Here is a 14,125-nt window from a genome sequence, read left to right as displayed (position 1 = left end):
GTACTGAGTGCGAACCCCACGGCGTGTCCGGCGGTTCAGCGTCGGTCGAGCTCTGCTCGGATGCGTCGCTCCGCGTCGTGCATCGCCTCCCGACCTTCGGCGAGCGCCTCACGGACCGTGCCCTGGACCGTCCGGGCCGTGCCGAGCACCGCATCGGCAAGGGTGCCCGCCACCCGGTCGGCGGCCAGGCGGCCCCGCACCTCTCGCACCCGGGCATACGCGTACACCGCGCCGCCGAAGCCCGACGCTGCACCGGCGACGAACCAGAACACCCGCTTGGGGATCACGCCGCCCTCCGGTGGTCGCGGCCCGTCCGGGAGCGTGATCGGCGGGCCCCGCGAGCGCTGGGCCGGCGCACGAGCCGGCGGGCGAACCGACCGAGCCCCTTGAAGAACGCCACGAATCGGATGAGCGGGGCGCGGAAGACCAGGTAACCCAGTCGTGACGCGGAATCGACGGTGGCAGCGATGCTCTCGGCGGCCTCGAGAAGCTGGTCGACCCGCTCGACCTCCGCTCCGGCCTCACGCACCGTGCCACGGAGCTCTTCCAGCAAGGGAACCGTCTCCCGATGCAGGAGCTCGACCGACGCCCGCAGGTCGCGCATCGCCCGCAGTAGTGACTGCGCGGCGTAGAGCAGCACGACCAGCGCGGCGAACACGCCCACGGCGACCAGCACGGCCGCCAGATCACCCGCGCTCACCTGGCCCCACCCTGCGACCGGGGGCCGCGTAGACGGCGCAGCCGTTCGGCGACCGCAACCTCGAAGCCGTGCGTGGAAGGCTCGTAGTAGACGCGCGCTGCCACCGGGGCAGGACGGTACTCCTGCTCGATCCATCCCTCCGGAGCGTCGTGCGGATAGCGGTAGCCCTCGCCGTGCCCGAGCGAGCGCGCGCCCCGGTAGCTGGCGTCGCGGAGGTGCTTCGGGACCTCCGAACCTCCCCGCTCCCGCACATCGGCGGCAGCCCGGCCAAGGGCCTCGACGACCGTGTTCGACTTCGGCGCGGTGGCGAGGTAGAGCACGGCGTGCGCCAGGTTGAGCTGGGCTTCGGGCAGGCCCACGAACTCCACCGCCCGCGCCGCGGCGTCGGCCACCACGAGCGCCATCGGATCGGCCATCCCCACGTCCTCCGACGCGAGGATCACCAACCGGCGGGCGATGAAACGGGCATCCTCCCCGGCTTCGAGCATGTGCGCCAGCCAGTACAGACCGGCGTCGGGGTCGGAGCCCCGGATGCTCTTGATGAAGGCGCTCACCACGTCGTAGTGATCGTCGCGGCCGTATCGCAGAGCTTTCGAACCAAGGGCCGCCTCGACGTCGGCGACGCTCACCTGCGGCGGCCATCCCCGCTGCGCGGCGAGCGCTACGGCCACCTCGAGGCTGGTGAGCGCGTGTCGGCCGTCACCGGCGGCCCGCTCGACGAGCAGGGCCCGAGCCTCGTCGTCGATCTGCGCGCCCTCGGCTCGCAGACCTCGCTCCACGAGGACGCCCACCGCCTCCGCCGAGAGCGGTTCGAGCCGGAACAGGGTAGAGCGGGACAGCAAGGGCGGGTTCACCTCGAAGTAGGGGTTCTCGGTCGTGGCCCCGATGAGCACCAGCAGGCCCGACTCCACCGCGGGCAGCAGCGCGTCCTGCTGGGCCTTGTTGAAGCGGTGGACCTCGTCGAGGAACAGGATGGTGCCCTGACCATGCTGACCGAGCCGGTCCTGTGCCCGCTCGATCGCCTCCCGCACATCCTTGACCGAGGCGGACACCGCCGAGAGCTGCTCGAAGGCCTTCGCGGTCGTCTTCGCCGTGAGCTGGGCGATGGTGGTCTTGCCGGTACCGGGTGGTCCCCACAGGATCACCGAGGACAGCCGGTCAGCCTCCACCAGGGTGCGGAGCGGCTTGCCCGCGCCGAGCAGGTGCTCCTGACCCACCACCTCGTCGAGGGTCGCCGGGCGGAGCCTGGCCGCCAGCGGCGCCTGGCGGGCGAGCTGATCCTCGGCTGCGGCAGCGAACAAGTCGTCGGCTCCCCCACGGGCCGGCTTCGGCATCGCTGCGAGGCTAGCCCCGCCTGTGGGAGCATCAGCGGGTGCGAGAGGTCCTCGTCGTGGTCTTCTGGCTGTGGCTGCTCACCTCGCTGACGGTCTATGCCTACCGCATCTTCCGCCGCCTCACCGGGGGCAAGCCCGCCGCCGAGCGCCCTGCGACCCCGGTCGCCACACCCGCTCCCGGAGCGCCACTCGAGCCCGGTTCCACACTGCCGCCGCTCATCTCCTCCTCACCGGTCACCGACGACCGGGCCGCAGGGCCCGAGCCGGGCGGCGGGAAGCTGGTCCCGCCCGCTCCCGCTGCTCCAGGCCCGGGCCCCGCCGCCTCGAGCCCCGAGCCCGGGACTGCGGGGGTCCTAGGGCGGGCTCCCTCGACCGGCCGGAGCGGACTCTTCGCACCCTCGACCGATGCCACCGTCGACGAGCCCGCAGCAGCCACGGGCGCCTCGATCACGGTCGCGGAAGCCGTGCGGGGCATCCAGATGCCCTGCGACCTGGCTCCCCTCGTCGGCTCATCGCCAGCGGTCGACCCTCACCGGGTCGTTTTCTCCACCACCACCGCCACCGCGGAGCGAGTGGGCGGCGCGCTGGCGGACGAGCTGGAACGACTGGGCTTCAGCCTCCGCTCCGTCGCCGACAACCAGGCTGTGGCCACCAAACCCGGCGCCGCGGTCACCGTGACCATTCACACCGACCTCAGCGCCTTCCCGACCGCGCCCGCGGGGAGCGTGGTCGTGACCCTCGCCACCTGAGAAGCTCAGGTCACCTTCCGGGGCAGCAGCCGCAGACCCAGCTCCTCGAGCTGCGCCGGGTCGATCGCCGATGGCGCACCGGTGAGGGGGTCGACTCCCGACTGGGTCTTGGGGAAGGCGATCACCTCCCGGATGTTCTCCTCGCCGGCGAGCAGCGCTACCAGCCGGTCGATGCCGAAGGCGAACCCGGCATGGGGCGGAGCGCCGAATCGGAACGCGTCCAGCAAGAACCCGAATCGCCGGGTGGCCTCGGCGTCGTCGATGCCGAGGAGGGAGAAGACCGTGCGCTGCACGTCCGCACGGTGGATCCGGACGCTGCCCGAGCCGAGCTCCCATCCGTTGAGCACCAGGTCGTACGCCTGGGACCGCACCGCGAGCAGCCGGGCCGGGTCGTCCTCGTCCAGCAAAGCCAGGTCGTCCGGATGCGGCATGGTGAAGGGATGGTGAGCGGGGATCGGCCTGCCGTGCTCGTCGAGGCCTTCGAACAGCGGGAAGTCGACCACCCACAGGAAGTTGAGGCCGCCCTCGTCCACGGGTGGACGGCCGAGCTCGAGCCGGAGCAGGCCGAGGACGCGCTGGACCGCCGCCCGCTCGTCGGCGACCAGCAGGAGCAGGTCCCCGGGTGAGGGGTCGAAGCGCTCTACGAGCGCTTGCAGCTCAGCCTCGCTCAGGAACTTGGCCACGGGCGAGGTGAGCGAACGGTCGTCCTCGACCTTCATCCACACCAGGCCCTTCGCTCCCCAGCGCTTGGCCTGCTCAGTCAACTCGTCGAGCTGCTTACGGGTCCGCGACGCGCCACCCTCGACCCGAATGCCCTTCACGCAGTCGGCTCGGAAGGCGTTGAACGCCGTGCCGGCGAAGACCTCGGTGAGCTCGACCAGCTCCATGCCGAAGCGCACGTCGGGCTTGTCGGAACCGAACCGCTCCATCGCCTCGTGCCAGCTGATGCGCGGGAAGGGCGCGGGGCGGGTCCCGGTGACCGCTTCCACTGCCTCGGACACCGCCTCGGAGATGAACTCGAGGACCTCCTCCTGGGAGACGAAGCTGGCCTCGGCATCGAGCTGCATGAACTCGAACTGCCGGTCAGCCCGGAGATCCTCGTCGCGCAGGCAGCGGGCGATCTGGTAGTAGCGGTCCACCCCCCCGACCATGCAGAGCTGCTTGAACAGCTGGGGGCTCTGCGGGAGGGCGTAGAAGCTGCCCGGGGAGAGCCGTGAAGGCACGACGAAGTCCCGTGCCCCCTCCGGCGTGGAGGCGATGAGCATCGGGGTCTCGATCTCCACGAAACCCTGCCGTTCCATGGCCTGGCGCAGCGCACTGTTGACCCGGGCCCGGATCCGCAGGTTGCGCTGCATGCGGTCGGTACGCAGGTCGAGGTACCGGTGCCGTAGGCGCAGGACCTCGTCGACCTCACCCCGCTCGTCGAGCGGGAACGGCGGCGGCTCCGCCGGGTTGAGCACCTCCACGTGGCAGTCGCCGATCTCGATCGCGCCCGTGGCCAGGTTGGCGTTCTCGGTGCCCTCGGGACGGGACCGCACCAGCCCGGTCACCCGCACGACGTACTCCGATCGCAGGTCGTGGGCCCCGTCGACGACACACTGTACGACACCGGTGTGGTCCCGCAGGTCCACGAAGGCCAGATGCTCGCCGTGTTCCCGCCGGCGGGCTACCCAGCCGCAGACCGCGACAGCCCGCCCCACATCGGCCGGCCCGAGCTGGCCGCAGTAGTCCGTCCGCATGGAATCGACGTGGGTCACCGATCTCTCCCGCTTCGGTCGTCGAGGCTCAGAGCAGCTTGTGGAGGCGATCGAGCAGCTCGGTGCGGGCCAACCGCTCCTGACCGTGCTCGCCGCGGAGGTCTCGTAGGATCACCGTGCCGGTGGCTGCCTCATCGTCGCCGATGATGACCGCCCAGACCGCACCCGAGCGGTCGGCAGATTTCATCTGTGACTTCATCGAGCGGCGATCGAAGCCCCGGTCGGCGCGGATGCCGGCGCGGCGCAACTCAAGGGTGATGGCCCGGGCGTGCTCGCCACCGGCCACGTCGACCACGAACACGTCGATCCCGGCGGGGGGCACGTCGAAGACGCCCTCCGCGTCGCAGGTCAGCAACACCCGCTCGATGCCCGACCCGAACCCGATACCCGGCGTGGGTGGGCCTCCCAGTGCCTCCACCAACCCGTCGTAGCGGCCGCCACCGCCGATGGTGTTCTGCGCCGCGTCGAGCGCGCCGCTGCGAAACTCGAAGGTGGTGTGGGTGTAGTAGTCGAGTCCCCGTACGAGTCGGGGCTCGACCCGGTACCCGATCCCGATGCTGTCGAGGCCGGACCGGACCCGGTCGAAGTGGGCGACCGCCTCGTCCGAGAGGCCGTCGAGGATGCTCGGCGCGTCGGCTACCGCAGCCACGGTCTGAGCCCGCTTGCTGTCGAGCACCCGCATCGGATGGGCCTCGACCTTCTCCCGATCCTCCGGGGCCAGCTCGCCGAGCCGGTCCACGAGGAAGCTGCGGAGCCGCTCGACGTACGCCCGGCGGTCGGCGGGCGTCCCCATCGAGTTGATGACCAGCTCCACCTGCCGCAGGCCCAGCGCGACGTAGAAGTCCGACAGCAGCGCGATGACCTCCACGTCGAGATCGGGATCGGCCGAGCCGATCGCCTCGACGCCCACCTGGTGATGCTGGCGATACCGGCCGGCCTGGGGGCGCTCGTAGCGGAAGCTGGGCGTCGCATACCAGGTCTTCCACGGTGTGGGTGGGCGGTGCTGCACGAACGCCCGCACCACCGATGCCGTGCCCTCGGGCCGGAGGGCCAGGTGCCGGTTGCCCTTGTCGAGGAAGTCGTACATCTCCTTGCGGACCACGTCAGTGCCCTCACCCATCCGCCGGAAGACGCCGATCTCCTCGAACATCGGGCTGTGGATGAGGCCGTAGCCGGCGCGAGTCGCGTGCTCGGCGAACAGGGACACGAACGCCACCCACCGCCCCGACTCCGGCGGGAGGACGTCGCGAGTGCCGGTGGGCGCCTTGAACGGGCTGCCGTGAAGGGCTGCCTGCTCGGTCTCACCGCTCGCGCTCTCGGTCACCCGGGCAGGTTACCGACGGCCGCCCAACACCCCGAAACCCGTCGCGGTCACACCCGTTCCTGCCGGCTGCGGGCACCTCCGGAGTACGAGCCGATGTCGAGCAGGAACCCGAAGAGCACGAACAGCCACCCGATGCCCTCAACGCCCCGCAACGGGGCGTAGGCCAAGACGTAGAACGCCGTAGTCCACGGCAGCAGGAAGAAGCCCAGGACGGGTAGTACCCAGCTGTCGAACGCGAGCGCCAGGCGGTCGGTGAACAGCCAGAGCAGGAACAGGCCGATCCGCGGCGCGCCCGCGAGCAGCACGAGCACGACGCAGCACATGGGGTCACGGTAGCCCTCTCCGGTGACCGGTGCCGGCTCGTGCGCTACGCGCCCTTGCCGGGCAGCACGCGGTAGGCGTCGTAGATGCTGTCGATCTGCTTGATCGAGCTGATCAACGAGTCGAGGTGCGACGGGTCGGCCAGCTCGAAGTCGAACCGCATCTTCGAGATGCGGTCCGAGCCGGTGACCGTGTTGCAGGCGATGATGTTCACGTGGTGGTCGGCCAGCGCGGCGCTCACGTCCCGGAGCAGCCGAGAGCGATCGAGCGCCTTCACCTCGATCGAAGCCACGAACGTGCCTGCCGTCTCGTTGTCCCACTCGACGTCGATCAGTCGGTCCGCCTGGCCCATCGAGAGCGAGATGGCGTTGGCACAGTCGGTGCGGTGCACCGACACGCCCCGACCGCGGGTGACGAACCCCATGATCTCGTCGCCCGGCACAGGTGTACAGCAGCGCGACAGCCTTACCATGAGGTCGTCGAGGCCCTCCACGTGCACGCCCGAACGAACTCCGGTGCTGCGTCGCCGCCGAGACTCGCGCACGGTGACCGGCAGCTGCTCCTCGCGGGTCGGGTCGACATCCTGTAGGAGCCTCCGCACCCGCTCGGCCACCGACTTGGCCGAGACGTGGTTCTCGCCGATGGCGGCCTTCAGCGCGGAGAGATCCGCGTAGTTCAACGAGGCAGCCACCTCGTCGAGCACCCTGGACTGGAGGATCTTCTGCACCGGCAGCCCCTCCCGGCGCATGGCGCGGATCAGATCCTCGTGGCCGCTCTCGATGGCATCCTCGCGGCGCTCACGCGAGTACCACTGGCGGATCTTGTTCGCCGCCCGGTGGGTGGCGACGAACTTCAGCCAGTCGCGCGACGGGCCTGCACCCTCGACCTTGGAGGTGAAGATCTCCACCGTGTCGCCGGACTGCAGCTCCGAGTCGAGGGGTGAGAGCCGGCCGTTGACGCGGGCGCCGATGCAACTGTGACCGACCTCGGTGTGGATGGCGTACGCGAAATCCACCGGGGTGGCCCCCTTGGGCAGCGTGATCACCCGGCCCTTCGGGGTGAAGACGAACACCTCGTCCTGCTCGAGGTCGACCTTCAGGTTGGCCATGAACTCGCCCGGATCTTCGGTTTCGCGCTGCCAGTCGACGATCCGGTTCAGCCAGGCCAGGTCCGCGGTCGAGGCGTGGTTGTCCTTGTAGTTCCAGTGAGCCGCCACCCCGTACTCGGCCCGGCTGTGCATCTCCCTGGTGCGGATCTGCACCTCGAGCGGCTTGCCCTGCGGACCGACGACCGTCGTGTGCAACGACTGGTAGAGGTTGAACTTGGGCATGGCGATGTAGTCCTTGAACCGGCCCTGCACCGGTTTCCACGTCGCGTGGATCGAACCCAGCGCGGCGTAACAGTCCTTCACCGTGTCGACCAGCACCCGTATGCCGACCAGGTCGAAGATGTCGTCGAACTCCTTGCCCTTCACAACCATCTTCTCGTAGATCGACCAGTAGTGCTTCGGCCTGCCGGTCACCTCGGCGGTGATGCGCAGCTCCTTCAACCGCTCCCGCACCTCGTCCACGACCTGGAACAGGTAGATCTCCCGCTCAGGGGTGCGAGTGGCGACCATGTGGTCGATCTCGGCATAGCGCTTCGGGTGCAGGGCGGCGAAGGCCAGGTCCTCGAGCTGCTGCTTCATGTCCTGCATCCCGAGCCGGTGCGCGAGCGGGGCGTAGATGTCGAGCGTCTCCTGTGCGGTGCGTTCCTGCTTCCACGCCGGCATGGCCGCGATGGTGCGCATGTTGTGCAGGCGGTCGGCGAGCTTGATGATCAGGACCCGGAGGTCCTTGGCCATCGCCACGAGCATCTTGCGCATCGTGGCGGCCTGCTGGGCCTCCTTCGAGTCGAACTTGATGCGGTCCAGCTTGGTGACCCCGTCGACGATGGCGGCCACTTCCTCGCCGAAGTCGGACTCGATCGCGGCGAGGGTCATGCCCGTGTCCTCGACCGCGTCGTGGAGCAGCGCAGCGGCGATCGTCACGTCGTCGAGGCCCAACTCGGCGACGATCTTGGCCACCGCCACCGGGTGGGTGACGTACGGCTCGCCCGACTTGCGGGTCTGGCCACGGTGCGCTGCCGCGGCCGCCTCGTAGGCCCGGGCGATGGTCGCGGTGGAGGCCCGGGGGTGGTGCTCGCGGTAGGCGGCGACGAGCGGGGCGACCTCCTCCGACGGGGGCGCGCTGTGGCGGCGCCACGGGAGCACCCGATCGACGGTGGCCACTCGCGCGCTACCTCCTCCTGCGTACCAGCGCTACCAACACCATGGTAGGGCCCGAAGCCCCCGGCACCGCAGACCCGCTCCGCCGGTCTCCGGCCAGGGTCGCACCGACGCGGTCGACCAGGCCGCCGCTGCTCAGCGACGCTTGCCCTTCTTGCGAGGCCGGGGTGGGATCGCACCGCTGTAGGTGACCGCGCTGGCCCCGGCAGGACGGCCGGGCGAAGACGGTGCGCGGGTCGCGGTGGACGCCGCCTCCGGCGCGGCTGGCGGCTCCCCCTCGACGGGGCTCCGGGAGGACGCCCGGCTGGCGAGCACCCGCTCGCGGATCGAGCGGTACCGCTGCTGGCGCTCCTTGATGGCCACCAGTGTGGGCGCGGCGACGAAGATCGACGAGTAAGCACCGGCCAGCAGCCCCACGAACAGCGCCAGACCGAACTCCTGCAGGGTCACCGCGCCTAGCCACCAGGCACCCACCACCAGGATCGAGATCACCGGCATGATCGAGGTGATGGTCGTGTTCAGCGAACGAGGCATGACCTGGTTCATGGAGAGGCTGACCATCTCCGTGTAGGTCATCCGCCCCGACAGGCCGACGCGACCCTCGTTCTCCTTCACCTTGTCGAAAACGACGATGGTGTCGTAGATCGAGTAGCCGAGGATGGTCAGGAAAGCGATCACCGTTGCCGGGGTGAGCTCGAACTGGAAGATCGAATACACCCCGACGCTCACCAGCACGTCGTGGGTCACCGCGGCCAGCGCTCCCAGCGCCATCGGCCACTCCAACCGCAGCGACAGGTAGACGAGGATCGCGACCAGGAAGATCACCAGCGCCCGCATCGCGGACCGGGTGATCTCGTCCCCCCACGAGGGGCCGACCTCGCTGACGTTCACCTCGCTCGGGTTCACCCCGGCGAGGTCCGCGAGGACCTGCCGGGTCTCGGCGGACTTCTCCGGCGACTCCGTCGGCCCCTGCACCCGCAGCGTTCCGTCCCCGACGACCTGGATCTTGGCCCCTGCCTGCCCGACGCCGTCCAGCGCGTCCCTGGCCGCGGCCACCGACACCCCGGGGGCGGGCAGCTCGAACGACACCCCACCCTTGAAGTCGATGCCCAGGTTCAGCCCACGGGTGAGCAGGGAGCCGAGGCTGGCCACCAGCAGAACCGCGGAGAACACCAGGCCGCGAGCCCACCACCGCCGGAAGTCGATCTGGGTCTCCCCCCGCATGAGGCGAGCGAGGCCACCTCCGGCGCCGCTCATGTCCCCACCGTCGCCTTCTCCCGCGGTGGCACGGCGGGGGTCGCGCCCGGCTCGGCCTCCGGCGCCGGGAGACCGAACCAGCGTGGCTTGCGGGCAGCCACGCCGCTACGGGTGACGTAGCCGACCGCGGGGCGCATGTAGAAGTAGGACGCGATCAGGTCGAGCAGGGTGGAGAGTCCCAGGTAGAAGGCGAAGCCCCGTACCGGCCCCACGGTGAGCCACCAGAGCAGCCCTGCGGCGATCAGCGAGGAGACGTCGGCCTTGACGATCGTGCTCCACGCGGAGACGAAAGACTTGTCGGTCGCCGAGCGCACGGTGCGCCCGTGGCGGACGTCTTCCTTCATGTGCTCGTAGTAGACGACGTTCGAGTCGACCGAGATGCCGATGGAGACGATCAGGCCGGTGACGCCGGCCAAGGTCAGCGCCAACCCGTTGTTCTCCCCGAGGTAGGAGATGATCGACCACAGCAACGCGGCCTCCAGGCTGAGCTTGACGATCGCCAGCACGCCGAGCAGCCGATAGGACGCCACCATGTAGAGGGTGACCAGGGCGAACCCGACCAGGCCTGCCCACAGCCCGGCGGTGAGGGCGTCTCGGCCGAGGGTGGCGGAGACGATCTGGACCTGCTGGCGCTCCAGCTCGACGGGTAGCGCGCCGTACTTGAGCACCGTGGCCAGGTCCCGGGCGGTGCGCTCGTTGAAGTCCCCCGAGATCTCGATCTGGTCGCGGCTGAACGAGGGCTCGTTGATCGAGGGAGCGGACACCACCCGCCCGTCCAGCACGATCGCCAACCGGCCCTTGCCCCCGCCCTGAGCTGGGCAGGTGGTGCCGCCGCTGTAGCACTGGCTGGCCGCGGCGTTGAACTTGTCGATGCCATCGGCGCCCGGCTTGAACACCGGGTTGACCACCCACTTGCCCTGCGAGCTGAGGGTGGCCCGGGCCGTCTCCAGCGCGTCGCCGGTGAGGAGGGTGGGGCCGAGCAGGTACACCGCCACCAGCTCGCCCGTGCGGGGATCGCACTGCGGGAGCACGACCTGCTGATCGGGCAGGTCCTGGTCGCTCGGTACCCCGGTGCGGCAGACGTCGGGAGGCAGGGAGGGCAGCCCGGGCGCGGACGTGGCACCGGCCTCGCCAGTGCTGACCGTGCCGGAACCGTCGGTGGCCACCGCTCCGTCGCCCACCACGGTGCTCGGGCTGGAGTCGGTCGGCACACCGGTGTCGGTGAGCCCGTCGCCAGGTTGGCGCCCGAACGCCTGCTCGCCCGGCGCGGCGCCGCGGACGCCGAGGCCGGCCTCGGTCGAGCTCGGCGCGGGCGCGCTGACCGACGAGTCGGTGGTGGCCGGCTGATCAGACGACCCTGAGGATCCGTCGCCCTGCTGGCCGGCGGAGCCCGGATCGGCCGGAGTGGTGGTGGTGGAGTCGGTCGGGACGGTCGAGTCGGATGGCACCGTACCGCCGTCCTCGCTCGCCGGTGGGGTCGGGGCGTACTGGGCAAGGACCGGCCGGAACCGCAGCTCGGCGGTCTGTCCCACGAGCTCGATCGCCCGGTCCTTGTCCTTGACCCCGGGGATCTGGACCAGGACGGTGTTGCCCTGGCGGGTGATCTCCGGCTCGGCGACGCCGAGGGCATCGACCCGCTGGCGGATCACCTTGATGGTCTGGTCCAGGGCGTCGCTGTCGACTTGCTCCTTCGGCTGGAGCACGACCGACACCCCGCCTTGCAGGTCCAGACCGAGCAGGGGGCTGTTGCCGACCGCGAGCGTGTAGCCGAGCGCGCCGAGCGCCACGGCCACGAACACGATGAGGGAGGCGAGACCACGCCGGCGCCGCACGGGGCTACCGTCCCGTGGAGTCGTTGCGCTTGACGGGGTCGTCGGTCATGTCGAACTGCGCCTCGTCGGCGGCAGCCAGCTCACCGAAACCCTCGACCTTCGCCGCGATCGCACGCTTGGCCACCTTGATCTCCACCCCGGGGGCGACCTCGAGCCGGGCGAGGTCGTCCTCGAGGTCGGTGATGGTGCCGTACACGCCCGATCCCAGCATCACCTCGTCCCCCTCGGCGAGCTGGGTCATCAGCGCCTGGTGGCGCTTCAACTCGCGTTGGCGGGGAACGATCAGCACCGCCCACATCAAGATGAAGAGGACCAGGAAGATGATGGTGGCCATGAGGATCCGGGGGGATGGGCGAACTCGGGCGTGGAGCAGGTTAGCCCAGCCCGTCCTGCAGGCCACTTCGGCCCCGTCCCCCGGGCTCCTCGATCACCCCCAGTGGTCGGCGACCCGGTCGCGAAGCGCCTCGAGGGTGCCCATGGCGATGGCTCGGCGACACTCGTCGATCAGCGCAAAGGTCCACGACAGGTTGTGGATGGTGAGCAACCGGGGGGCGGTGGGCTCCTGGACCCGCAGCAGGTGCCGGAGGTAGGCGCGCGAATAGCGGGCACAGACCTCGCACCCGCACTCAGGGTCGAGCGGGGCCGGGTCGCGGGCGTAGCGCTCGTTGCGCAGGTTCATCCGACCGGTCCAGGTGAGGACCGATCCGTGCCGGGCCAGCCGGGTGGGCAGCACGCAGTCGAAGAGGTCGACACCGAGACGGATGGCCTCGATCATGCCCAGCGGGTCACCCACGCCCATCAGGTAGCGCACCTGCCCCATGGGCAGGTGCGTCAACGTGGCCTCGAGCGCCTCGAGCATCTCCGCCCGGCTCTCCCCCACCGACAGCCCGCCGATCCCGTAGCCGTCGAAGCCGACCTCGACGGTGCGGATCGCGCTCTCCTTGCGCAGCGCGGGATCGACCCCTCCCTGGACGATGCCGAACAGCGCCTGGGGCGAGCCGCACTCACGGAACGGCGCGAACGCGGCTTTGGCCCGGACAGCCCACGCCGTGGTGCGATCGACGGCCACGCGCAGCACCTCGGGTGGGGAGGGCAGCGGCGGGCAGACGTCGAGCACCATCTGGATGTCCGCTCCGAGCTGCTGCTGGATCCGCACTGCGCCTTCAGGGGTCAGCCGGTGGGTACTGCCGTCGTAAGTGGAGCGGAACGTCACCCCGCCCTCGTCCACCTTCGGCCCGAGGGAGAACACCTGGTAGCCGCCGGAGTCGGTGAGCACGTGGCCCGGCCAGGCGGCGAAGCCGTGGATGCCGCCGAGCTCGGCGACCACGGCGGCGCCGGGGCGGAGCATGAGGTGGTAGGTGTTGGCGAGCATCACCTGCGTACCGAGCCCTTCGAGGTCGGTCGCGGCGAGCGTGCGGACCGCTCCTCGGGTGCCCACCGGCATGAAGCACGGCGTCCGGAAGCGGCCCCGCGACGTCGCCACCCACCCGGTGCGCGCCGGGCCGTCGGTGGCCTCGACGATGAGCTCCGTCATGCCCCCGGGACCCAGCGGTCGTGGCGGGTGAGGAGCATGGCGTCGCCGAAGGAGAGGAATCGATAGCCGTGGCCGAGGGCGTGGTCGTACAGCGCCCGCCAGCGTGAGCCGACGAAGGCGTCGATCATCACCAGCAGGGACGACCGCGGCTGGTGGAAGTTGGTCATCAGCCGATCCACGACCGCGAACGGGTAGTCACCGTGGATGAACAGCTCGGTGCGCCCTTCGAGCTGGCCGGTCACCGCCGCGCTCTCCAGCGCCCGCACGGTGGTGGTGCCGATGGCCACCACCCGCGAGGCCCGCTCCAGTCGGGCCCAGGTGGCCTCGGGTATGCGGTAGTGCTCCGCGTGCATGACGTGGTCCTCGACCTTGCCCGCGCTGAGGGGCCGGAAGGTGCCGATCCCCACCGCGAGCTCGAGCGACACCACCTGGATGCCGCGCCGTGACAGCTCGTCGAGCACCCGCTCGGTGAGGTGGAGGCCTGCGGTGGGCGCGGCCACGGACTCGCCGAGCGAGCCGCCTCCCGCCGAGAAGATGGTCTGGTACCGCTCGGGATCCGCGAGGGGGCGGTGGATGTAGGGCGGGAGGGGCACCTCGCCCACCGCGTCCAGGGTGTCCAGCACCGACCGGCCGCCGGAGGCCGCCAGGTGCACGGTGCGCAGGCCCTCACCGTGGTCGTCGCCCAGCTCCACCTGCAGCGACCCGTCGTCGCTCGTCAACCACTCGCCCACCCGGAGCTTGCGGCTTGGCCGCACCAGGGCTCGCCACGTGCCGTCGGCCTGTTCCTCCAGCAGCAGCACCTCGGCCGCCCCGCCGCTGCGGCGCCGCAGGCGCAGCCGCGCCGGGAGGACGCGGGTGCGGTTGACCACCACCAGATCCCCGGGCTCGAGCAGCGACGGCAGGTCGCGCACCGTGCGGTCGGCCGGCTCGGTCCCGGGACCGCGATCGACCAGCAGCCGGGCCGCGTCGCGCACCGCCAGCGGCTCCTGGGCGATGCGCTCAGTCGGGAGCTCGTAGTCGAACGCTGTGCTGTCCACCGGCGGCCAGGCTA

General features: G+C 70.5%; 13 protein-coding genes. 1 reads left to right on the top strand and 12 read right to left on the bottom strand.

The window, feature by feature from the left end:
- Positions 1 to 35: 35 nt before the first annotated feature.
- The 3 genes from HZF19_RS05775 to HZF19_RS05765 are packed head-to-tail and all read right to left on the bottom strand — an operon-like array spanning position 36 to position 2,034.
- Positions 36 to 287 (bottom strand): hypothetical protein, encoded by a 252-nt coding sequence (locus HZF19_RS05775; protein ID WP_208027805.1) that lies wholly within the window; start codon positions 285 to 287, stop codon positions 36 to 38.
- Entirely contained in the window at positions 284 to 700 is a 417-nt protein-coding gene (locus HZF19_RS05770) for a DUF948 domain-containing protein (protein ID WP_208027804.1), read from the bottom strand. The genes HZF19_RS05775 and HZF19_RS05770 overlap by 4 nt, the downstream gene beginning before the upstream one ends.
- Entirely contained in the window at positions 697 to 2,034 is a 1,338-nt protein-coding gene (locus HZF19_RS05765) for a replication-associated recombination protein A (RefSeq protein WP_208027803.1), read from the bottom strand. The genes HZF19_RS05770 and HZF19_RS05765 overlap by 4 nt, the downstream gene beginning before the upstream one ends.
- A gap of 38 nt (positions 2,035 to 2,072) precedes the next feature.
- Here HZF19_RS05765 and HZF19_RS05760 point away from each other — a divergent pair, with 38 nt between their 5' ends.
- Complete coding sequence (locus HZF19_RS05760; protein ID WP_208027802.1) at positions 2,073 to 2,783, top strand: hypothetical protein; 711 nt, start codon at positions 2,073 to 2,075, stop codon at positions 2,781 to 2,783.
- Between the two features lie 5 nt (positions 2,784 to 2,788).
- On the opposite strand, the gene aspS is transcribed toward HZF19_RS05760, so the two are convergent.
- The 9 genes from aspS to queA form a co-directional block, all read right to left on the bottom strand.
- Positions 2,789 to 4,522, bottom strand: coding sequence for an aspartate--tRNA ligase (gene aspS, locus HZF19_RS05755; RefSeq protein WP_208027863.1), 1,734 nt, complete (start codon positions 4,520 to 4,522; stop codon positions 2,789 to 2,791).
- A gap of 46 nt (positions 4,523 to 4,568) precedes the next feature.
- A complete protein-coding gene (gene hisS / locus HZF19_RS05750) occupies positions 4,569 to 5,864 on the bottom strand; it encodes a histidine--tRNA ligase (protein WP_208027801.1) in 1,296 nt (431 codons plus the stop codon).
- Positions 5,865 to 5,911: 47 nt separating this feature from the next.
- Entirely contained in the window at positions 5,912 to 6,187 is a 276-nt protein-coding gene (locus HZF19_RS05745) for a hypothetical protein (protein WP_208027800.1), read from the bottom strand.
- 44 nt (positions 6,188 to 6,231) lie between these two features.
- On the bottom strand, positions 6,232 to 8,454 hold the full coding sequence (locus HZF19_RS05740; protein WP_208027799.1) for a RelA/SpoT family protein: 2,223 nt from the start codon (positions 8,452 to 8,454) through the stop codon (positions 6,232 to 6,234).
- 132 nt (positions 8,455 to 8,586) lie between these two features.
- On the bottom strand, positions 8,587 to 9,708 hold the full coding sequence (secF, locus tag HZF19_RS05735) for a protein translocase subunit SecF (RefSeq protein WP_208027798.1): 1,122 nt from the start codon (positions 9,706 to 9,708) through the stop codon (positions 8,587 to 8,589).
- Complete coding sequence (gene secD / locus HZF19_RS05730) at positions 9,705 to 11,540, bottom strand: protein translocase subunit SecD (protein ID WP_208027797.1); 1,836 nt, start codon at positions 11,538 to 11,540, stop codon at positions 9,705 to 9,707. The genes secF and secD overlap by 4 nt, the downstream gene beginning before the upstream one ends.
- A gap of 4 nt (positions 11,541 to 11,544) precedes the next feature.
- Positions 11,545 to 11,874, bottom strand: coding sequence for a preprotein translocase subunit YajC (gene yajC, locus HZF19_RS05725; RefSeq protein WP_208027796.1), 330 nt, complete (start codon positions 11,872 to 11,874; stop codon positions 11,545 to 11,547).
- A 93-nt stretch (positions 11,875 to 11,967) separates the two neighbouring features.
- Entirely contained in the window at positions 11,968 to 13,074 is a 1,107-nt protein-coding gene (gene tgt / locus HZF19_RS05720; protein WP_208027795.1) for a tRNA guanosine(34) transglycosylase Tgt, read from the bottom strand.
- Positions 13,071 to 14,111, bottom strand: a complete 1,041-nt coding sequence (gene queA / locus HZF19_RS05715; protein WP_208027794.1) for a tRNA preQ1(34) S-adenosylmethionine ribosyltransferase-isomerase QueA — start codon at positions 14,109 to 14,111, stop codon at positions 13,071 to 13,073. Before queA ends, tgt begins: the two co-directional genes overlap by 4 nt.
- Between the last annotated feature and the right edge of the window lie 14 nt (positions 14,112 to 14,125).

The sequence above is a fragment of the Rhabdothermincola sediminis genome (assembly GCF_014805525.1).
In the GTDB taxonomy this organism is placed as follows: Bacteria; Actinomycetota; Acidimicrobiia; order Acidimicrobiales; family Acidimicrobilacustridaceae; genus Rhabdothermincola; species Rhabdothermincola sediminis.
The sequence above is the reverse complement of the archived record's forward strand: the minus strand, read 5'-3'. Positions and strand labels throughout refer to the sequence as shown.